Origin of the sequence: Flavobacterium johnsoniae UW101, assembly GCF_000016645.1 — a bacterium.
Lineage (GTDB): Bacteria > Bacteroidota > Bacteroidia > Flavobacteriales > Flavobacteriaceae > Flavobacterium > Flavobacterium johnsoniae.
On sequence record NC_009441.1, the window covers coordinates 4,995,462 to 5,018,223 of the forward strand.

At 36.0% G+C, this 22,762-nt stretch carries 10 protein-coding genes; 1 reads left to right on the forward strand and 9 read right to left on the reverse strand.

What is annotated here, in order from left to right:
* Positions 1-34 precede the first annotated feature (34 nt).
* The 4 genes from FJOH_RS21540 to FJOH_RS21555 form a co-directional block, all read right to left on the reverse strand.
* Positions 35-1,801 (reverse strand): RagB/SusD family nutrient uptake outer membrane protein, encoded by a 1,767-nt coding sequence (locus tag FJOH_RS21540; RefSeq protein ID WP_012026142.1) that lies wholly within the window; start codon positions 1,799-1,801, stop codon positions 35-37.
* Between the two features lie 3 nt (positions 1,802-1,804).
* Positions 1,805-5,089 (reverse strand): SusC/RagA family TonB-linked outer membrane protein, encoded by a 3,285-nt coding sequence (locus FJOH_RS21545; RefSeq protein ID WP_012026143.1) that lies wholly within the window; start codon positions 5,087-5,089, stop codon positions 1,805-1,807.
* Positions 5,090-5,162: 73 nt separating this feature from the next.
* Positions 5,163-6,086, reverse strand: a complete 924-nt coding sequence (locus FJOH_RS21550) for a FecR family protein (protein WP_012026144.1) — start codon at positions 6,084-6,086, stop codon at positions 5,163-5,165.
* Positions 6,087-6,243: 157 nt separating this feature from the next.
* Positions 6,244-6,768 carry an RNA polymerase sigma-70 factor gene (locus FJOH_RS21555; protein ID WP_044047986.1) on the reverse strand — a complete coding sequence of 175 codons (525 nt, stop codon included), beginning with the start codon at positions 6,766-6,768 and terminating at the stop codon, positions 6,244-6,246.
* A gap of 266 nt (positions 6,769-7,034) precedes the next feature.
* On the opposite strand from FJOH_RS21555, the gene FJOH_RS21560 reads away from it, so the two are divergent.
* Complete coding sequence (locus FJOH_RS21560; protein WP_012026146.1) at positions 7,035-8,084, forward strand: phosphatidylinositol-specific phospholipase C1-like protein; 1,050 nt, start codon at positions 7,035-7,037, stop codon at positions 8,082-8,084.
* 223 nt (positions 8,085-8,307) lie between these two features.
* Here FJOH_RS21560 and FJOH_RS21565 read toward each other — a convergent pair whose 3' ends face one another.
* The 5 genes from FJOH_RS21565 to FJOH_RS21585 form a co-directional block, all read right to left on the reverse strand.
* Positions 8,308-10,233 carry a metallophosphoesterase family protein gene (locus tag FJOH_RS21565; protein ID WP_012026147.1) on the reverse strand — a complete coding sequence of 642 codons (1,926 nt, stop codon included), beginning with the start codon at positions 10,231-10,233 and terminating at the stop codon, positions 8,308-8,310.
* Positions 10,234-10,764: 531 nt separating this feature from the next.
* Positions 10,765-13,638: an RICIN domain-containing protein gene (locus tag FJOH_RS27275; RefSeq protein ID WP_012026148.1), complete on the reverse strand. Its 2,874-nt coding sequence runs from the start codon at positions 13,636-13,638 to the stop codon at positions 10,765-10,767.
* Between the two features lie 156 nt (positions 13,639-13,794).
* The gene (locus FJOH_RS26370; protein WP_012026149.1) at positions 13,795-15,420 is read right to left on the reverse strand and encodes a glycosyl hydrolase family 18 protein; all 1,626 of its coding nucleotides are present in this window, start codon (positions 15,418-15,420) and stop codon (positions 13,795-13,797) included.
* Positions 15,421-15,600: 180 nt separating this feature from the next.
* On the reverse strand, positions 15,601-18,255 hold the full coding sequence (locus FJOH_RS21580) for a beta-1,3-glucanase family protein (RefSeq protein WP_012026150.1): 2,655 nt from the start codon (positions 18,253-18,255) through the stop codon (positions 15,601-15,603).
* Between the two features lie 172 nt (positions 18,256-18,427).
* A complete protein-coding gene (locus tag FJOH_RS21585; RefSeq protein WP_012026151.1) occupies positions 18,428-22,378 on the reverse strand; it encodes a family 16 glycosylhydrolase in 3,951 nt (1,316 codons plus the stop codon).
* Between the last annotated feature and the right edge of the window lie 384 nt (positions 22,379-22,762).

Genomic DNA, 22,762 nt, shown 5'->3' on the forward strand with positions numbered 1-22,762 from the left:
TACAAAAAAATAAAAAATAAACTAACACAAAATCTTAATTGTACCCTTGGTTCTGTTGAAACACTTTTTGGTCGATAACAGTTTGGGGGATTGGAAATATTCTTCTAAATGGCTGTGAAGCAGCTTTTGCAGTTCCTGCTAAATCGTATTTTCCAAAACGAATGCTCTGTGGTCTTCTTTGCAATTCCCAGTATAATTCGAAACCTAATTCTTTGTATAATTGCTGTGAATCTAAAGATGTAAGGGCTTTTCCTGCAGCGTTACCAAATAAAGATTCTCTTTTTCTGCTTGTACGCAGTTTGTTTAAATCATCCATTGCAGAACCTGTATTTCCTTTTCTGAAATAAGCTTCGGCTCTCATTGCGTAAATTCCTCCTAAACGGAATAATGGAATATCAACATTACTGTTTCCGTTTCCTCCTTCAGGGTCAAATTCATATTTAAAAACACGAGCTCCCTGATTAATTTCATTTTGAGCAAAAACAGATTTAGTTGGATCTGAGAACGTTAATGATGGTGTAAAATTCATTCTTGTACCTGTGCTTTTTTCCATATACAATGGAGAAACTTTAATACGGTTTCCTACCATTTCAAGAGAACCAGAAGCTAATAATATCGGTCCGTATTGAAGTCCAGCCTGGATTCCTCTGTTGAAGTGGAACCAAGGTAAATTAGCACTTTTTGGAACAATGTCTGTTGCCGGAACACTTACATCTGTACCATCATTCATAAACCATGTACCATCAGCATATTGATAATGCTGTTCAAATCTTGGATCGTCATGATTGCCATCCCATGTTGCATAAAACTCAGGAGTTGTACAAGCTGCATTTGTTCCTCTGTTTGCTGCAGATGTTCTTTGGTTACGTTCCATACATACATAAGCAAAGCTGTTAGAACCATTACGGATGTAATCTATCTTTTGAGAAATCGCAAAAATAAGTTCTTTACCATTGTCATTATCTCTGGCAAAGTTTTTAAAATAGTCACTTTCTAAACTAAATTTTCCTGAATCGATCAACAATGATGTGTAGTAAATAACACGATCCATATCTGTTCCTCCGCCTGATAATGCCGGTTCATTAAAATTAAAATTTGATGATGCATTGTAACGGTCTTTAAACACCGCACGGTTTAAGTACATTGTAGCTAAGAAACCATAAGCTGCCTGTTTTGTAAATCTTCCGTGGTAAGTTCTCTGCGTTCCAATATCAGCTAAATCTGGAATTAAAGCCTCAACATCGGTAATTAATTTATCGATTTGAGTATCTGCTTTTAAAATTTGCAAATCAGCTTTAGGATCCATTGGATCTTTGTATGGAGCTTGTCCGTATAAATCCAAAGTGGTATATGTGTAAAAAGCCAAAAGTGCTTTTGCTTCTGCAGAAAATAATTTCTTTTCAGTAATTGAACTTTTTTCAGCCGATTCTATAGCTGTTATACAACGTGTAATACCATTTGTTAATAAATCCCAGTTCCCTACAATAATTGCATTACTAGAACTCCATGTAAATTCGTGCATGTCTCTCCATTTTCCTCCGTCTCCCCAGTCACTTCCGCGAGTTGGTAAAATAGCTTCATCTGTAGTATATTCCTGCATGGCAAAAATGGCTCCGTGATCAACGAAAGTTCCGTCACCTAATCTGTCATAAGCGGCAGCAAGTGAACCTGCAGGATCTGAAACTGTATTTCCAGGAATTTCATCTAAAAAGACTTCATCCAGATCAGTACAGCTGTTTAGAAGAAAAATAAAAGAGAATAATGTTAAAACTTTTATGCTTAAAAATGTCTTTGTCTTCATAATTTATAATTTTAAAGTTGCTCCAAAACTGAACGTTCTCGAAGTTGGATAAGCTGCGTAATCAATTCCAATAGATTGGTTACCATCGGTTGCTTTAGGAGTATTTACTAACGGATCAAATCCTGTATAATTTGTAATTGTAATTAGGTTATTTCCTGTTACATAAAGTGTTAAGCCATTTATCCAGTTCAATCCTTTTAAATCAAAATTGTAACCTATACGTGCCGCATTTAATCTTATAAAATCAGACTTTTCTAAGAAAAGCGTAGACAAAATTGGTGAGTTTGCCGGATTTGCCCCTGACTCATAATATCCTGTTGCCACGTTACGATCTGATGCTAAGTTGTTAATATTTAAAGCATTCAATCCTGTGTTGTTCAACAAATAACCGCCTGTTTGTCCAATTATAGAAAATGAGAACGTAAAGTTTTTGTATCTCATATCACTGTTGAAACCGTAATAAAAAGTTGGTAAAGCTCCTTCAATAATAATCCTGTCGCTGTTATCAATTTTACCGTCTCCATTTTGGTCTTTAAATACGTTTGCACCATTTTGATCAAAACCAGTGTGCTCTAACAAATAGAATGAACCTGCTGCGTAACCGCTTTTATAAATGTTAGCATTAACACCTGATTGTCCAGGACCAGAAATAGCACCTGTTAAGATTTCTGAAAGCGGTAAGTTTTCGATTTTATTGTTTAATGTTGATCCATTCACATCAACATTCCAGCTGAAATCTTTTTTATCGATGATTTTAGAACCCAGCATAATCTCAATACCTTTATTAACGATTTTACCGTCAATATTTGTCCAGATAAATTTTGTCTGGCTCAAAGGAGTCGAAGGTATATACAAAATAGCATCTGTAGTTGTTTTATTAAAATAGTCTACAGTTCCATAAAATTTATCATTCCATAAATTAAAATCAAGACCTAAATTGTATTGTGTAACAACTTCCCATTTTAAATCTGGATTTGCTGTTCTCGAAACAGAAACACCATTTACAAGATTTAAATCATTATACAAATAATATCCGTCCGGGCCAGCCAAAGAGTAACTTGCCTTAGTTTGTTTATTTGGTACTTCTTGATTTCCTGTTTGTCCCCAGCTTGCTCTAAGTTTTAGGTTATTGATTGTTTGAGAATCTTTTAGGAAATTTTCATTAGAAATATTCCATCCCAAAGCAAATGAAGGGAAATAACCGTATTTGTTATTATCTCCAAAACGTGTAGAACCATCAGCTCTCATAGAAGCTGTCAATAAGTATTTATTGTCAAAACTGTAATTTAATCTTCCAAAATAAGATTGCAATTCGTTTTCCTGAGCATAACCTGTTGTACCAGACTGAGTTCCTGCAAAACCTGGGTTAATAGATGGTTTTACACCAACTCCCTGCGTAGAAATTCCGTCGATACTGAAACTTGTTCCTGATCTTTCAAATTTTTGATAAGAGAATCCGCCAAGAACTTCAAATTTATGCTTGTCTAATGCTTTACTATAAGTTAGATAATGTTCAATCAATGAATTTTTTGAATCAAGATTGTTTTGAACATATTTACCTTTTGGATTTAAATCGGTAAGGTTTGGATAAATTGTAGTATTTCTTTCTGATGTAGAGCGGTCAATACCAAGATTTAATTTATATTCTAATCCGTCGACAATTCTAAAAGAAGTCTCTAAGTTTCCAAGAACTCTTAAAGTACGCGTTTGATCTTCATAAATGCTTAATAAATAAGCAGGATTGTAATGCGCGTTCATGTTAAAGTTCGTGTAGTTTCCATTGGCATCAAATACAGAACGAGTTGGATTTGCCATTAAAGTATGAACGATTAATTGTCCGTTAGAACCTCCGTCATCACTTGTAGGAACTCCGTCGTCTGTAGTCTGGCTGGCAGTAAGATTCATTTTTAGTTTCAAACGTTTGTTATCCAAAAATGATTCAGCTGCGTTAATTCTACCTGAAATACGTTTGAAATTACTATTACGGATAATTCCTTCCTGATCCATTTGTGCCATAGAAGCATAATAGTTTCCGCTTTCAGTTTGTTTAGCAAATGACAATGAATTATTTGTTGTAATTGCCGATCTAAAAATTACATCCTGCCAGTCTGTGTTGCCTCCGTGGTCAAAAGCAGGATCTTTAATTGCATTTCTATATTCACCAGCGTTTAAAACATCTAATTTGTGGGCTACAGTAGAAACTCCCATATAAGAGTCAACAGTAAGCGTTCCTTCTCCTTTAGATCCTTTTTTAGTGGTAACCAAAACAACTCCATTAGATCCTCTCGCACCATAAATAGCTGTTGCAGAAGCATCTTTAAGAACTGTAATCGATTCGATATCGCTTGTATTTAAAAAGTTTAATGGATTTTTTGCAGTTGAACTTCCAAATCCTACATTTGTTCCTGACGGGCTCACATCATCATTAGTCAGAGGCATTCCGTCTACAACAAATAAAGGCGTACTTCCGCTTCTAATCGATCCAACACCTCTAATAGTTACGTTTACTCCTGCTCCCGGCTCACCGCTTGTATTTACTACACGCACGCCGGCAACTTTTCCTTGTATTAAATTATCTACAGAAACGTTTACACCTTGTTTAAAATTTGCTGCTTCTAATTGTGTAACTGCTCCGGTAACATCTTTTTTAGATTGTTTTCCGTAACCTACAACTAAAACTTCATTTAATTCTGCAGTGCTTGGCTCTAACTGAATAGTCATAAAAGATGCCTGTGCAGGAAGTGATTTTGTTTTATATCCTACATACGAAACTTCAATAGTTTTTCCATCTCCTACAGAAAGTTCAAAAACTCCGTCAAAATCAGTAACTGTTGAGTTTGAAGTACCAGTTTCAATTACCGTTGCTCCAGGAATTGGCACTTTATTTTCGTCAACAATTTTTCCTTTTACTCTAATTTTGTCTGCTGCTTTGGTATTTACCGTTTTTTGAGCAGCCGTTTTTTGAATTAAAACTAATTTCCCGTTAATGTTGTAATTGAAATTAGCTTTTTTAGAAAGATCACTCAAAATTGAGGTAACCGATTCTCCTGTAAAATTTACAGTATATGTTGTATTATCAGCAATTACAGCTTGTCCGTAGCTGAATTTATAATCTGTCTGCTGGCTTAGTTTTGAAAAAATAGAAACAAGAGTTGCTTTTTCTATTTTATTTTCTATTTTTGATTTTTTTAAAGAAATAGTTTTACTAAAACCACTCTCAATGGTTAGTAACGCTAATACTAAAAAGATAAAACTCTTTAGATTTAAATAAGAAGGTTTAAAATACATGATTTAAGTTATTGGTTTTTTACGATACTTAATTATTAATGGCAGTTGTTCTCAGCAGCTGCTTTTTTTGTTTTTAATCCACTTTTACTGTTTCGCCATAAACTTTGAATTTTAGGTTGGTGATATAATTTATTTGTTCTAAAACATTCTCTAATGCTGCGTCTTTTTTAATGAATACCGTTAACGGCGTTGCTAATACCTGCTCATTACTATATTGAAATGAAACTCCGTATTTATATTGTAAAATGGTAATAACTTGTTTTAGCGTAGTCTGGTTCAGTGTTACATCGGTATTGTACCAATTGACCAAAAATGATTTATCTGCCAGTTGTTTGGTTAGTTTTTGAGCTTCGAATAAAGCTTCTTCATTTGGCACTAAATCAACGCTGTGACCTTTTGAACTAACATTTACTTTTCCGGTAACGACAATTACTTCGCATTTTGATTTTGACATTTGAATGTGAAATGAAGTTCCTACAACTCTCGTTTTTATTTCACCGGAAGTAATGATAAAAGGGTGTTTTTTGTCTTTAGTTACTTCAAAAAAGGCATTTCCTTTTAAAAGAGTAACTTTTCTTTCGTCTCCTTTAAAATTTTCAGGATACAGGAATGATGAGTTTGCTGCCAGATAAATTTTCGAGCCGTCACTTAATTTGATAGATTTGGGGGTATCTGACGTTTTAAATGCTAATTGCTTTTCGGCTGCAATTGTGGGTTTGTAGAAAAATCCTAAACCTGCTAGAAAAAGAATACTGGCAGCTGCCATATATTTTATATAAGGACTGATGGTTTTCTTCTTTGTAATTCGAAGCTGAATTCCATCGTATATATTTTTAGAAACTTCATCAGAATTTCCCATTAAAGCTTCATTCCATTTTACATTTTGGTATTCGCTTAAAGCAAAATTGGTAAGCAGGTTTTCTTCTGCTTGTGAAGTTTTATTTCTTGAACTTTTATCAATTAAATATTCTAAACTATGTTTGATTCTTTTTATCATACTACTTTGTGTAATTTTTTCAACACATAGAAAAACTATGTCTCTATGTGTTTAAAAAAACCAATTCAATTAAAAAGGTTTGTTATTACAAGTAAGTACCAGAATCTTGAAATCGTACTATCGCCAAATATTATGAAAACATCAACAGAAAGTTATCTTAAAAATTTTGTTTAAAAAATACAATTGGAGCCAGCCAGACCAGATCTTTCAAGCCTTCACGCAATTGTTTTAGTGCCGATGAAATTTGGTTTTTCACCGTTTGTTTTGAAATTCCAAGTTCATCTGCAATCTGGTCAATTGACATATCCTGGAATTTGTACATTAATAAAACCTCTTTTCTTTTTTCGGGAAGTTTGTCTAATAAGGAATAAAGCAAATCTGTTACCTCTGGATCAATAGTCGAAAAATTGTCGATAATGTAATCTTCAAATTTGTCTTCCATAATCGTCTTATCAAAACGATTATTCTGGTAATGTTTAAAAATCTGATTTTTTACAGCCCTGAATAAATATGGTTCGATTGCATTGATGTTTAAATCGTCTTTTCGTTCCCATAAATCAATAAATACATCCTGAACAATGTTCTGTGCCAAATCTTTATCCTGAGTCATCGTATAAGAAAAGGCATTGAGTTTCTGCCAGTAGTCTGTATACGTTTGTTCAAAAATTTCAGGATTCTTCATTGGTAATTTGGGTAACATTAAGTATTGTAAAATAATAAAATACAACACCAATATTTTTTGCCTGAAAGTTATCTTTAAATTAAATAATAAATGTTTTTGATGTATAAATACTACTATTTTTGTCTGGAGATGATGATAGTTTTTCGATTTCTTTTTATTAAGCTAACACAAAAGATAAACCACAACTTTACTTTAGTAACACTCTAAAAAAGCAATTTTCTTTTGCTGCGTCTTCTTAATTCACACATTCTAATTTCATTAAAATCATGAAACAAATTCTGTTTGCATTATTTTTTGCAGGGATACAATTAGGCCACGCACAAAATGATAATTTAAAAATCAACCAAATACAAGTTATTGGTTCACACAATAGTTACCGCCATAATATTGAACCTGATTTGTACAATCTAATTCAGGCAAAAGATACTGCACGTTCTCTAAAAGGCCTGCAATACACTCATATTAGCATTACAGATCAGTTAAACAAAGGACTGCGTCAGTTGGAAATTGATGTTCAGGGCGATACTCAAGGCGGAAAATTTGCACACCCAAAAGGTCTTGACCTTGTAAAACCACAAGAAGCTTATGATCCAAACGGTGAAATGAAAAAACCGGGTTTTAAAGTTTTCCATATGATTGATATCGATTTTAGAACTTCCTGCTACACGCTGCAGGGCTGTCTTGCAGAACTAAAAAAATGGTCTGATGCAAATCCTGATCACGTTCCGGTTTTTATCACTTTAGAACCAAAAGACGATAACAGCTATTTAGGAACAAAAGCCGAGAAATTTACACCTGAGCTTTTTGATGCTTTAGACAAAGAACTTCGCAAAGGGTTAGGAAATAAACTGATTACTCCTGATATGGTTCGCGGTAAATACAAAACACTGGAAGAAGCCGTTTTAAACAATAACTGGCCAACACTGAAAAAAGCAAAAGGCAAATTTTTGTTTATTTTGGATAATAACGGAGCAAAAAGAGATTTATATGCTTTAAATCATCCGTCATTAAAAGGACGCGCGGTTTTCATCAACGCAGAACCTGGAAAACCGGAAGCAGCGACTATTTTCAGAAATAATCCGGAAGATTCAACAATAGCTGATTTAGTTAAAAAAGGCTATATCATAAGAACCAGAGCCGATGCTGATACTAAAGAAGCAAGAGCTAATGATTACACGCATTTTAATGCCGCAAAAGCTTCTGGCGCACAAATCATCACTACTGATTATTATCTGCCAAGTACTTTCTTTAATTCTCCTTATCAAATTAAATATGATGATGGGACTTATGTGAGGGCTAATCCTGTGAATAATTAATTTAACCGCAAAGCACGCAAAGGTTTTTTATCTTAGTTTGTGCTAATAAACGCAAAGTTCGCAATGCTAAATGTATAAAGCTTTGCGGATTTTGCTGCTTAAATTTGCTCGCAAAGACGCTGAGTCGCAAAGATTATAAAAACTTTGCGACTCAGCGTCTTTGCGAGATTAAAAGAAAACTTTGCGTGCTTTGCGTAAACCTTAGCGTTCTTTGCGGTTAAAATTACTTCAAACTTTTAATCTCTCCACTCTTCAAATCAACAGTAAAATGATCTGCGGGAACTTCTTGCATGAATTTGTTAAAGATGATAAGAAATAACTTCATCTGCTTTTGTAAAGGTTTAGAAACTTCCTCTTTAGAATTCTCTAAATACAACTTCGATACAACTTTATAAGCTGCAACACGCTTTTCTCCAACATCAGCAAGAGCCAGTTCATCGGCACTTCTAAAACGGTAAAAATCGATTAAAAGATCGTTTCCTGTCCAGTTAAAATTTTCTTTTTTGAGATTGTTTTGAACTAAAATTTGTTCCGATTTTATTTCGGCTTCGTTCCATTCTTTTTGAAACTGCGATTTATTTTTCAGAATAAAATCAAAATCTTTATCTGATTGAATATTAGCTAAAACCAATAAATCATTTGCCGAAACATTCAGAATAAAATCTTTGAAAGCTGAAGGCCAGTCATCTGATAAAAACCTTAATCGGACTAATTCCTTTAAATGAAAATCGGTGAAATCGTGGTAATTTTTGGTTTTCAGAATATCGATATTCCAAATGTCTTTTGTGTTCTGACTTTGTAAAAACTGATATTCCATTTTATACAAATCAAAAAGTTCGTCAAATCCTTTAACCTCATCAATTGTAATAGTTTGAATATCTACCAGATTATCTTTTTTAATCGTTAACAATTTATAAGCCGGAATATAAGCGGCCAGCGAAGGTGTTTGAATATTAACCAACGTATTTCCTTTTTCTGTCGTGCGTGTTCCTGTATCATTAATGTGCATGTGGCCGCCAAAGTGAATCTTCAAACCTGCATCGGCAAAAACCTGTGCTACTTCTTCAACTGGAACCCGGTTTAACTGCCATTTATTCGGACCTAACAATTCTTTTATTTCCGCAGAAGCGTCATCATTAAAATCAATCATTGGAAAATGGCTGAAAGCAACCAGCGTTTTACCGCGAAGTCTGGCTTCCGCCGAAATATCCTGAACCCATTTTATAAGATGTTTTTTGTTTGAAAGTACATTGTTGTAACCCGTACTGGCTTCTGAATAACTTTTAGAATCTTTTGGGTCGCTGTCTGTTTTCTTTGGAATATAAACGTTTCCGTCAATTGCCATAAGCCACAATCCGTCAATTGGTTCTACAACGTAACTCACATCCGGAACTTCAAATCCGGGTGCAACATTATAAACCCTTTTATTTAGTTGTGAAGCTTCAACAGCTTTTTTGTAATTGTAGTTTTGGGAATTGTAACCGGCAAAGGGAGTCGACCAGAATTTGGATTTTTTATTTGGATAAAAACCAAAATTCTGCAGATCGGCTGTTATGCCAAAATAACCCATTTTAGCAATATCGGCTGTTATGACAACTGGCTGTTCGATATTCATGTTTGGCTTATACATGCCGTCTTTGCTAAAAATGGGTTGGCTTTTACCTTCCTTACCTAAAAAATCTTCTTTACCCGATTCCTGAGCAAATGGTCCAACCGGATCATGATTTCCGGTGGTTATAAAAAATTCAATACCATATTTTTTTTGGTACTGATCTAAAATTTTCTTCAATCCGCGCACGTGTATCGGCTGTCCGTCATCTGTATAATCGCCCGGAAGTGCAACGTATTTTATCTTTCGTTTTGCAATATCTTCAAGAGCGGCGATGAAGGCAAAATAATTTTCATTGAAAATTCTCGTCGAATGTAACTGCGAGGCCATCGTTCTTATTAACGCATATTTTCCGGTTTTGGTATTTAAAACACCTTTAAAATCATTATCAGAAAACGTACCAAACAAATCCTGAAGGTGTACATCTGATAAAAAAGCAACCTGAACTCCTTCTAAATTCTTTTGGTTTTGGGCTGAAATTGTATAATTGGAGAAAATTATAAAGAGTAAAATTAATCGCGAAGTAAGCTTTAAATTCATAGGTTTTAAACTTTTTCAAAATGGGGAATTCATCAGGCAATTTTATAGATTTAAAGATGAAATGAGTTTATGTTATTGTTATCGAATGATAATGTTTACGGGATTTTAATGCGTTGAAAATCTGTTGTCCCTAAGGGACAATTTCCGGTGGTGAATAATTATATTTTTTTTCTACCGATATTTAATTCCTAACGGAATTACCTCGTTAGAGGTTAAATATTGGTAATCGTGAATAATTTGCATCTTTTTTATATCGATATTTAATTCCTAACGGAATTACCTCGTTAGAGGTTAAATATTGGTAATCGTGAATAATTTACATCTTTTTTCTACCGATATTTAATTCCTAACGGAATTACCTCGTTAGAGGTTAAATATTTGTAGAAAAAAAAATAAATTGTGAGCAAAATCATTGTCCTGTAAGGACTACACCTTTTAAAAAATAAAAAAGGCTGTCATTTCTGACAGCCTTCCATTAAATTAAAACCAAAAATTTAATGTATCTAAACCATTATGGCAAATGGGTTAAGATTATTTTTTAATAAAACGTTTAATTGTTTTCTGCCCGTCTTTTTCTAAAACAATAAAATAAATTCCTTGTTTTAAATTCGAAACGTTCAAACTATTTTCTGCAGCATTTTGAGAACCGATAACTGCTCCCTGAGAATCTATAATATTGATTTTTCCTCCTGTTACATCTGTTGTAAACGATAATACATCTGAAACCGGATTTGGATATATATTTAGGATATTTTCTCCTGTTTTTTCTTCGGCAGAAATTGCTGCAACCGCTGCTGTTGCGGCAGCATTTCCAATTTTAGTAATTCTAATCCAGTTAATGTTCATTCCGGTATTTTGAATGTAGATACCAAAATTATATGTTCCTGCATTTACGTTTACAGTCTGCGTAACTGTCTGCCAGTTCTGCCATCCGCCTGTGTTTGGAATATCAACATTTCCTAAAATAATAGTTCCTCCATTTAAATCAGATGATAATCTGCCGCCGATAACACCGCTTGCAACACGATATTCAATTAAATACGAACCTGTAGTTGGGAAATTAATATTGTTGTATGCCATCCAGTCTCCTGTTTCAGTATAACCAACGTTTGAACCTCCTCCTGTATCTGTAGTTGGCTCAACTTGAATACCGCTCATGGCAGAATAATCTTCAGCCTGAATTAAAGTAGAAGTTTGAGAAGTTGTTGTAGCTATTAATTTCCATTGTCCGCAAGTCTGGTTGTTGTTATCCCACTGCTGTACAATAGCTCCAGAAGCTGTACTCGCTCCGGCAACCTCAACAATTCTGCCGCTGTGACGTGCTACAATTTTATAAAAACCGTCTCCTGTTGAAACTAAAATAAACTGCTGATTTGTAGTTCCGTTATACGGATATTGTTCTACACGCGCACCATTGGCTTTATTGAAATTATTGACATCCATTGACTGACCGCTGTGATTGGCAATAATTTTATACATTCCGTCTCCTAAATGAGTAAACGTAAACTTTTGATTATTTCCAGAATTAAGTCCGCCTTGATTTATTCCAGATCCGTTTGACATGCTTGAATTCCAAACGTCCATGTATAAACCGCTGTTTCTGTTTTGTAAAAAGAAAGTCTGATTTCCTAAAGTTGTTGTTCCGTTTGCAATAACTCTAATCGAACTTACTTTATCATTCCAAGTTGTATTTAAACAAGAATTATCAGAATTAATTACTGTTGAAGCGCCGCCAAAATTATCATCCTGATATAAAATCGCCTGATAACCCTGAGTAATCCTAAGTGAAGAAATATCATCATTTAAAACTCCTAAAGAATTTAAACGTGCCAGATTATAATCGCCAATTGTCAATCCGCCTGAGAAACCTGTATAATTACAGTCTTTATAAACCGTAATCACATCAGTTGACGGACTTATATTTCCTCCCGGCGGAATAGTTCCGGTAATAGAATAACTTCCTATAGAACCATAAGCCGAATAACCGCCGCTTCCGGCATTTCCTGCTCCTGTTCCATCAACTCCAATGTAGTATTTACCAGCCGGAAGATTAACATTCATAGAAGCATTTAAAGCAAATGGATCTGAATTCCAATACGTTCCCATTTCTGTTCCTGCCGAATTAAATAATCGGATTAAAAGATGCAGATTTCCGTCTCTTGAAACGGTATTTGCATTTATAGAAACATTTCCTCCTCCTGTTGTAAAAGAGAAGAAATCATAATCGGCTTCACTTGAAATAATTCCGTTTTTCTGATTGATCTGTCCGCTTGAATTGTAATCTAAAGTAGCTGCAGAAGCGATATTGTTTCCGTAATCATCTCCGCGGTATCCTACTCCAAATTTAGCGCTGGCAATAATCGCCACATCATCTTGTTTGTTGTTCGCGTTATTGTATTCGCCTTTACTCCATTGTACAACAGGTCTGTAATAACCTGCACCCATAATAGGCGCCCATGAAGTTCCGTCTAAACCTACGAAATAATCTTCTGCCGGACTTGTGCGTCCGTCATGACCCAGATCAAAAGTATGTCCTACTTCATGAGAAGAAGCATCTCCACCTGATTTTCCAGACGTGATAAATACCCAGCAAGGCACATCATTATCCCAATTGAAAGATCCAATATACGCTACTCCTCCTGCGCCCGGAGCTGCAGTATTAGTTGGCGTAACAACAACGCGCATTCTTCTGTTTTTAGGATAAGAATTAAAAACGGCTTCGTTTGTAGTAACGTTTACATTAAACGGACGGTAATCTTCTGAAACTACTTCCCAATGCTGCTGTACTGCTGCATCGTTCATTCCAGAAGGTGCTGCATTAATGGCATTTCCGTTGTTCCAAAGATTTCCTGCCGGCATATAATAACCGTCAAAATCCAGCATGACACAACCTGCTGCACCCGGTAAACTTTGTAAATCCAGCAGAGCCGGAGCAATTTCTGCTGCAGCTGCTGTTTTACTTGTTGTATTCTCTTTTGTTGGCAGGTTTTTATAATCAATACAAACCAAAGTATTGATATCGACTTTTTCTACAAACGCATTTCCTTGTGCATCAGAAAAATACTTGTAGGCTTCTTTTGTTTTTTTTAGAAGAATGTGTCCTTCTAATGATTTGTCTTTTACTTTGATGTAAAAAGATGATTCGGCAATGTTTTTAATTTCTCCAATTAAAAATTCACTCGAAGCGTTCGACTCTTTAAAGTTTATTTTTCCGTTGAAACTTGTTTTTTCTGCCTGAAGCAAAATTGTTTTGTCAGTACTTTTTGAAGCTGCAGAATTGGTTAATTCTTTCTTTAAAGTATTCATAAAAGACTTACTCGAACCTAGTGAAGTCTGCGCAGCAACAAAACCGCTGAAAGCCAGAAAGACAAGAAATGTCAAACTGAGTCTGTAATTGTTTTTCATATTTATTTGGGGTAAAAAGGGTTACAATACAATTAGATAAATAGTAACCGCAAAGAGCGCCAAGTTTACGCAATCCCGATAGCTATCGGGAGCAAAATTTTTTAATCCTTTGCGTGCCTTGCGTTTTATTTCTTTGCGGACTTTGCGGTTAAAAAGTTACTTTTTAATAAAACGTCTCACCGTTTTGATTCCGTCTTTTTCAACTAAAATCAAATAGATACCGCTTTTTAAACCTGAAACATTAATACTGTTGTCGTTTGCTTTTTGTGTAGAAACTGTTGCTCCGCCCTCAGAATTGATAATGCTTACATTTGCTCCCGAAACTTCTGCCGAGAAGAAAAGTGTATCTTCTGATGGATTTGGATATACTGTTAAACTTTCAATTTTATCTGCCGAAGCCGATTTAGCCGCTAAACCTGAAGCTGCTTTTGTGATTCTAAACCAGTTGATATTAAAACCTGTATTTTGAACATATATTCCGAAGTTATACGTTCCGGCATTTACATTTACAGTCTGAGTAATCGTCTGCCAGTTTTGCCATCCTCCAGTATTGGGTACATTTACAGCACCAAGCTGAATCGTCCCTGCATTTAAATCAGATGATAATCTGCCGCCGGTAACGGCGCTTGCCACTCGGTATTCAATTATGTAATTTCCTGAAGTTGGAAAATTAATGTTGTAATATGCCATCCAGTCGCCAGTATCACAATATCCAACGTTTAATCCGCCTCCCGTATCAGTTGTTGCTTCTGTTTGAACACCGCTCATGGTGTTGTAATTTTCAGCCTGAATTAAAGTTCCTGTTCCTGTTGGAGGGTTGCTTCCTTTTACAACTTGATCAACAGCTGTAAGTAATGATTTTGCACCCGTTGCATCCTGAGATAATTCCCAGATCATAACACCGCCTGCGTTTTGAACAGCAAAAGTTGTTTTTTGTTTAATTGTTGGGATTCCGTTATAATAAATTGTATTTCCAACCTGATCCAGATTTTCAGCTCCCGGATACTGCGCCACGATATTGGCATAAGAAATTCCCTGATTGGCCGAAGCTCCAAAACCATATCCGTAAAAAGGAAGTCCAATAATGGCTTTACTTGCCGGTAATCCTCTGCCAGTCCAATAATTGAATTGGTTTACGGCCATGCTGTATGGAGAATGCTGTCCCGGATTTCCAGGTGCCCAAGGTCCTGTTGCATCATACGCCATGATATTGATCCAGTCATAAGCTGCAAAAGTAGATGAAGGTACATTTGCACCACCATATCCTTCTGAAAGCGCTGCTGAGATTAATTTACCATTAGCATGCAGTTTATTAGCAAGTGCAATTACAAATCCTCCGTAGTCGCCATTAATTGCCGGACCTTCTAAGTCTACATCGACACCGTCAAAATTATGCGCTACTACGTAATCGTAGATTTTTTGAATAAAAGCGGTTCTGTTTGCCGGCGTAATCAAATTAAAATAATTGTCGCGAATTGCACCGCCTTCAGAAACAGAACCTCCTCCAAGCGATACAAAAACTTTAATATTCTGGGCATGAGCCGCATTAATAATCGCATTGCTTCCTGAATTAAAACTCAAATAACCATTTGCATCGGGATTTTCGAACGCAATATTAATGTGCGTTAATTTACTGTACTGAATTGTACTTGAAAAAGCATTTAAATCTATCCAGTTCGGGATATAAGCTATTACTTTTTTTTGGGCTGACGCTAAATTAAAAAGACCCAACACTAAAATAATCATGCATTTCTGCAGCATTCTTCTGTAATTGTTTTTCATAATAATTGTTTTAATAGATTAATAAACTCGTAAATAAGGGGACGGTTATTGAGTTGTATATTTTTATTTAAGATTTCAGACTTTAGATTTTAGATTTGACTGCTGTGCAGTCTAATTTTGCAGAACTAACACTACCTAAATTATTACCTAAGATCTAAAGCCTGAGATCACTTTTTAAAACTATTTTTTGATAAAACGTTTGATCGTCTGTTTGCCGTCTTTCTCAAAAACAATCAAATAGATTCCTTTTGCTAAATGCGAAACATCGATACTGTTGCCATTGCTTTTTTTCGATAAAACAGTATTTCCTGATTGTGCATTAACGATTTTTACATCTCCTCCTGAAAGGTCTGTTGTGGTAAACAATGTGTTTTCAACCGGACTTGGATAAACATTTAAAACGGTTTCTTCCGGCGCTTCTTCTGTTTGAACCGAAGCCGTTTTAGCAGCCAATCCTGCACCTACTTTTGTAATTTTAATCCAGTTGATGTTCATTCCGGTATTTTGAATATAAATTCCGAAATTGTACGTTCCTGCATTAACGTTCACGGTTTGTGAAACAGTCTGCCAGTTTTGCCATCCTCCAGTATTAGGGATATCAACATTTCCTAAAACAATTGTTCCTCCGTTTAAATCAGATGATAATCTGCCGCCTGTAACAGCACTTGCCACTCGGTATTCTATTAAATAGGATCCTGTTGTTGGGAAATTGATGTTGTTATACGCTAACCAGTCGCCTGTTTCTGTGTAACCTACATTTGATCCTCCGCCAGTATCTGTAGTTGGTTCAACCTGAATACCACTCATCGCTGAATAGTCTTCTGCCTGAATTAAAACCGATGTCTGTGAACTTGCTGCCGGAACTAATTTCCATTGTCCGCAAGTTTGATTATTGTTATCCCATTGCTGTACAATAGCTCCAGAAGCTGTGCTTGCTCCTGCTACCTCAACGATTCTGCCGCTATGACGGGCTACAATTTTGTAATACCCATCGCCTGTAGAAACCAAAATAAACTGTTGGTTTGTTGTCGCATTGTATGGATACTGCTCTACTCTTGCACCATTGGCTTTGTTGAAATTGTTAATATCCATTGACATACCGCTGTGGTTGGCAATGATTTTATACATTCCGTCGCCTAAATGCGTGAAAGTAAATTTCTGATTGTTTCCTGAATTCAAAGCGCCCTGGTTGATTCCTGCACCGTTTGACATGCTTGAATTCCAAACGTCCATGTATAAACCGCTGTTTCTGTTTTGAAGGAAGAAAGTCTGGTTTCCTAAAGTTGTAGTTCCGTTTGCAATAACTCTTATCGAACTTACTTTATCATTCCACGTTGTGTTTAAACAAGAATTATCAGAATTGATTACAGTTGAAGTTCCTGTAAAATTATCATCCATATACAAAATCGCCTGATAACCCTGAGTGATTTTAAGCGAAGAAATATCATCGTTTAAAACTCCTAAAGAATTTAAACGAGCCAGATTGTAATCTCCTATTGTTAATCCGCCTGAGAATCCAGTGTAGTTACAGTCTTTATAAACCGTAATAACGTCTGTAGAAGCCGGAACTGAAGGTGTTAATCCTGCATAACCTCCAAAAGTAGCAATAACCTTTGTTGGCTGTGGCGAATGAAGCGATGGTGACTGATCTGCAACATCATCATAAGCAAATCCATAAGCAAGATTGTCAATATTGATTCCCGGTAAATGCCAGAATTTAGAATAATGGTTTGTTGGGTTTACCTGATAATATTTCGATGCATCGTACCAGTTTTGCTGTCCCGGATTTGCTGTTGTAGTGTTTACAACGTGACGGTTAATTGCAGCTGTTAACTGTGATTGAATTACAAGATCTAAATCTCCGTCAACCAGTCTTCTGTCCAGAACACCTTTTCCTTCAAGAGCTTCCTGAGTAGTCGGCCTGTTTTGCACACGTCCGGTTCTTCCAACAAAAGCACCTGACTGCCCAACCATTTCCAGCTGTTCGCCAATAACTCTTCCTTTAAAAACTCCGGCATCTCCGGCATAAAAAATTAAATCTTCATTTTTGTATTTATTCCAGATTGCGTCGATATACGATTTTAAATAATTTGCATATTGTCCTGATCCTTCAGCATAAGCAGGAGTTTTAGACGGTGCTGTAATTTCTCCTGTTGCATCGTTAACGCAGCCTTGAAATTCTGCAGAAACATTAGCTTTAAAAGCCGCAACAATTTCAGCATGCTTTTTTAAATCTCCCACTTTCTTTTGGTAACCATTTGCTCCAAATAATTCCAATCCCATTGGATATTTATACGAATCAACTCGTGTTGGGTTTCCGAAGAATCCATGCTGATTGTTTGTTAATTCAATCATTTCATATAAAATTCCCTGATTTGGATCTGTAGCATTCTGTGGATTTGGCGATGCATAGCCGGAAGGTGCTCCGCTTGCGCCAAAAAAGTAGAAATACAATTGTGAACCTTTAGAAATAAAAACACGGCATCCTGCGATTAAAGGTAAAGTGAAGGTTTTATTTGGAATTTCACTCAACTTGGTAAAACAAGCTGCGTATTTTGAATTTTGTCCCGGTCCTGTATTACCGCCGTAAGTTGGTCCGGTTACCGTATTATAAGAAGCATTCATTGGCAAAACCTGACTTGTTTTGGCATTTACCCAAACATGATTTCCGGTTGTATAATCGATCCCGACAATGGCTACATATAAATCGCTGTCGGCAAAAGTTGAATTATTGGCAATAGTAAAGGGAACTGGTCCCTGACCATACATTAAACTTGAAAACACCAGAAACAGTGCTGTCAAAATGGATAATCCTTGAAGTTTATTTTTCTTCATATCTAAATAATTTTGGGGTTACATAAATAGATTCTAAACCTAAGTCATCTTTTAAAAAATGACTTTAAACAATCCGTCAGGTGCAATTCGTGGTGCTATCCTTTTAAATTTTATTCCAGCTTTTTGAATTGGGGGTTACTTTAAAATGAATTACACCCAGCGGATTTTTAAATTATTGCTTGATCAGTTTTTTGGTCCAGCTTTTTTGATCTGATTTGAAATTCAAAATGTAAATTCCTTTTGTCAGTCTGCTTAAATCAATTACACTTTCACTGGCATTGGCTTCAGGTTTATTTTGAAGCATCAGCGTTCCTGAATTGTCGTAAATTGTTATAATTTTATTGTTTAAATTTTCAGGAAGTGAAACCTGAATATAATTACCCGCAGGATTTGGATACACAGCAAAAGCGGTATTTTCTGCCTGAGTTTCTTCGACAATATTTGCTTTTTTAGCCGTTGAAGCCGATCCGTATGCTTCGATTTCATATAATGAATAACCGTAAGGAGCCAGAGCTTTTGTTGTACATAAAATACGAAGGTATCTTCCTGTTCCGCTTACTGTTAAATCATCTGTTCCTCCATCGCTGGCTGTCTGCGTGTTTATAGTTTCATTTTCTGTGAAAACATTATCTGTAGAAAGCTGTACTTTATATTGCGCTGCATAAGCCGCTTCCCATTTTAATACTACACGATTAAGGTTGTAATTACTTCCTAAATCTACATAAATCCATTCTGTAGCATTGGCAAATGAGCTTGCCCATCTTGATACTGTTCCGTCACCGTCTGTAGCTTTACCGGCAGACAATGTTGGATTTTCTTCTGTAGAAGCCGTTGCTGTTTTTCCTAAAGCTAAATTAACATTTGGGTTTGAAGTAATATTTCGAACAATTACATCACTGAAAACTCCAGTTGCTAAAGTTCCATTTGCATGAGACGTAACCGCCATTCCTGCATAAATGGTATTTGCCATTGTAATTGTTTTTGGCGTGCCAACCTGTGTCCAGGTAGTTCCGTTATCAGATGAATAAGATGTAAATGTATTGCCAGATCTTACCAAACGAACCCATTTTGGAGCTGCTCCGGTTACTACCTCAGCTGTAGTTACTCCCGAAGTTGTGTTACGAGATAAAAACTCAATTCCTGCAGCTGCGCTTGCATCGGTCATTACGTGCTTAGAAGTTGGTGTAAGTGTTTCACGAAACATTACTCCCGCTTTTGCATACGTATTTGTATTGGTAAGCGAATTTACTTTGGCAATAATTTCAGCATCACCAGTAATTGGCTGATTTACATATTGAAACTGATCGCTGGTTTCCCAAATATCTGTTCCTGAACCTTTAATTGTAAAAGTTCCATTAGAATGCGTCGCTTCTCCGGCTGGTGTTACCGCTCCTAAATCTGTACTGATCCAAGGAGAAGGCAATCCTGCCGGAGTTTCTGTAGAAACTAAATTTAAAGCTCTTAAATTATCAAAATAATAAGTGTTTCCAGAATTGGTTCCCGGCTCAAACAAGAAAACAAAACGGTTTACATCATTATCTGCTGTCGAAGCATCCGGCGTGCTTACATACGTAAACGTAATCGTGTGCCAAGTATTAGTTTGTTTTACAACTCCCTGATAAATACTATGTCTCCCTACTGGATAATTAGACGGGATTGAAGCACTGCTTTCTGCCTGCCATGAAATAATTGATCCAACCGGAGCTGATGTATAGACATCCATAGCAAACTTTTTAGTTCCGGCTTTGAAATCACCAATGTTGTTTAAAGTCGTATTGAATGAGAAATTATCATACAATTCTGTTGACTTACGAACATATCTTCCAACGTTTGATGACGTGTTAATACCGCCTGCACTTGGATTAGCCACATTTGCAGTGTATGTTCCAATAGCATCTCTAAAAGTAATGTTGTGTGTGTTTTGGTAATCTTCGTAAACAACGCCCGGCGTAAAAGTATCCGGCAGTTTTGTTGATGCAATTCTGATATTATCAAAATAATATGTATCGTTTGTATAAGAACCTGAATTAAACAATAAAACCATTTGGTTAACTGCTAAATTTGAAGTTCCTGCATCCGGACTAGAATTGTAATAAAAAGTCAAGGTTTCCCATTGATTCTGTTTCGTTGTAATAGCTACATAATTACTATTTCTTCCTGTTGGATAATTTGCAGGAAGCGAAGCTGCGCTGTTTTCAAAATTCATGCTTACAACCGTTCCAACCGGAGCTGTTGTATAAACATCAATCAGGATTTTATTGGTTTGGTTTTTGAATAAACCGGCATCTTCAATAGAAGTTTGTGTATTAAAGAAAAGTACATCGTACTGCTCTGTTACATTTCGAACGTATTTCGCCACGTTTGCCGACGAGTTAACTGAATTTGAACCCGGATTTGCTACAACAGAATAAGTTCCCGTTGTAGTTCCTTTTATAATTTTATTGATCCCGTCATAGTTCTGCAAAACATCTGTGGCAACAATTGGTTTTTCTGGTGCCGCTTTTGTCAATAAATTATCGAAATAATAGGTTGCTCCTGAGTTTGAATTGGATTCAAAAAGCAGTACAACATTATTGATTGTCAAAGCACTTGTATTTGGATCAATGATTTTTTCGAATTCAAATTCTATGGTTTCCCATTTATTCTGAACCGTTGTTGTCGCTTTAAAACCACTATGTCTACCTGATGGATAGTTCGTTGCTGTTGTTACATTGCTGTTTTCTAACTGCATCGAAATTTTAGTTCCAACAGGCGCCGAAGTATAGATATCAAAAGAAAGTCTTTTTCTTCCGTAAACATAATCGTTCGCGTTTGTGATCGTTACGTTTCTAATATTCAAAACATCATACAATTCGCTAGAATTACGAACATATCTTCCTACCAAAGCCGATGTATTAATTCCTGTTGCAGAAGGATTCGCAACAGCTTCTGTCAAAACTCCGGTTTTTACAGGATACAATACATTTCTATTGCTTTGAAAATCTTCATGTATTTTTTCTACAGGAATGGCAGGTTCTGTTGTTACAGCCAGTTTATACGTATTAGCTGTACAGCCTGAAGTTGTAGCAGTTACCGAAACATCGCCGCCTGCTGTTCCCCAATTTACCGTTATAGAATTAGTTCCCTGTCCAGAAGTTATGGATGCTCCCGCAGGAACTGTCCAATTATATGCCGCTCCTGCAATAGCGCTTATTGAATAGGTTTTACTTGTTTCGTTTTGATATACTTTTGCATCTCCGGCAACGCCGTATTTGTAACTTCCGTCATAAACACGAACGTAATCTACCTGAAGTTTTGCAGGGAAATCGCCTGGAACTGGAGGAACTCCTGCTCCATTAACGCTTGTGTAAGGCGTACCTGCACTTCCTACAGCCAAATTCAAAATAATATAAAACTGACTATCGTTAAAAGGCCATCCGCCATTTACTGTCGTATTTGGAGTAGCGGTATGAAACAAAACATCATCTACAAACCATTTAATAAAATTTGGTCCCCATTCTACAGCATAAACATGAAAATCCGTAGATAAATCTGTTGGAGAACTGTAACTTCTGCCAGTAAAATGATAACCATTTCCGTCGTAATGAATAGTTCCATCTACAGACTGCGGGTTTCTGTGTTTGGCTTCCATGATATCAATTTCACCCGTATACGGCCAGTTTCCATTAACAGGAAGCATCCAGAATGCCGGCCAGGCGCCTTGTCCGTTTGATAATTTCATACGAGCTTCAACCCTTCCGTATTTAAGCGAATATTTTCCTTCTGTAGTTAATTTTGAAGAAGCATAAGGCTGATCCGGAAATGATCCGCTGGGCTGGTATTTAGCCTCAATGTTTAGGTAACTGTTCGTTCCTTCTTTTACAATTGTGGCCTGATTTGGATCGTAACGCTGAGCCTCAGCATTTCCGAATCCGCAGAGCGAAGGACAGCCGTTTCCTGAAATACTCTGCCATTTGGTTAAGTCGACTGTAGTACCGTTAAATTCATCAGACCAGACTAATGTTTTACATTGTGCCTGAACTTTTAAAAACGGAAGCAATACAAATACTGCCACAGCCAAAAATTTGAAATAAGAGAAATTGTTTTTCGGTGGTCGGCCGAAAAAAGAGTCATTTTGATTCATTTTTTTTAGTTTTTTGTTAGTAAAGTTTATTACCGTAATAAAACCCATTTTGCAGTAAACAGGTTATTATCTTAATAATAATCCGACAATATTAACAAATAAATCAGGCTAGACTTACATTTTTGAGTACGGTTTGACTACGGTGATTTAAAAAAATTGAAGAAAAAAAGCGTAAAACTACTTAGGATATTACTTACGAGATGTAATCCCGTTTTTTAGAAGTTATTCTTAATTCGTAAAGGCTGCAAAAAAAGATACAGGAGATTTTAAAGGCCTGAAAAATTCTAAACACATAGAAACATAGATTTTCTTCTTGCTTCTTAATTTTAGAGTATAAAAAAGCTCGCTTTCACACATAGCTATGTGCATTTTAACTAGTGAAAC

What these genes read in the sequence shown, in the direction of transcription:
- FJOH_RS21540 (WP_012026142.1), bottom strand. Translation starts at nt 1,801, where the DNA reads ATGAAGACAAAGACATTTTTAAGCATAAAAGTTTTAACATTATTCTCT.
- FJOH_RS21545 (WP_012026143.1), bottom strand. Translation starts at nt 5,089, where the DNA reads ATGTATTTTAAACCTTCTTATTTAAATCTAAAGAGTTTTATCTTTTTA.
- FJOH_RS21550 (WP_012026144.1), bottom strand. Translation starts at nt 6,086, where the DNA reads ATGATAAAAAGAATCAAACATAGTTTAGAATATTTAATTGATAAAAGT.
- FJOH_RS21555 (WP_044047986.1), bottom strand. Translation starts at nt 6,768, where the DNA reads ATGAAGAATCCTGAAATTTTTGAACAAACGTATACAGACTACTGGCAG.
- FJOH_RS21560 (WP_012026146.1), top strand. Translation starts at nt 7,035, where the DNA reads ATGAAACAAATTCTGTTTGCATTATTTTTTGCAGGGATACAATTAGGC.
- FJOH_RS21565 (WP_012026147.1), bottom strand. Translation starts at nt 10,233, where the DNA reads ATGAATTTAAAGCTTACTTCGCGATTAATTTTACTCTTTATAATTTTC.
- FJOH_RS27275 (WP_012026148.1), bottom strand. Translation starts at nt 13,638, where the DNA reads ATGAAAAACAATTACAGACTCAGTTTGACATTTCTTGTCTTTCTGGCT.
- FJOH_RS26370 (WP_012026149.1), bottom strand. Translation starts at nt 15,420, where the DNA reads ATGAAAAACAATTACAGAAGAATGCTGCAGAAATGCATGATTATTTTA.
- FJOH_RS21580 (WP_012026150.1), bottom strand. Translation starts at nt 18,255, where the DNA reads ATGAAGAAAAATAAACTTCAAGGATTATCCATTTTGACAGCACTGTTT.
- FJOH_RS21585 (WP_012026151.1), bottom strand. Translation starts at nt 22,378, where the DNA reads ATGAATCAAAATGACTCTTTTTTCGGCCGACCACCGAAAAACAATTTC.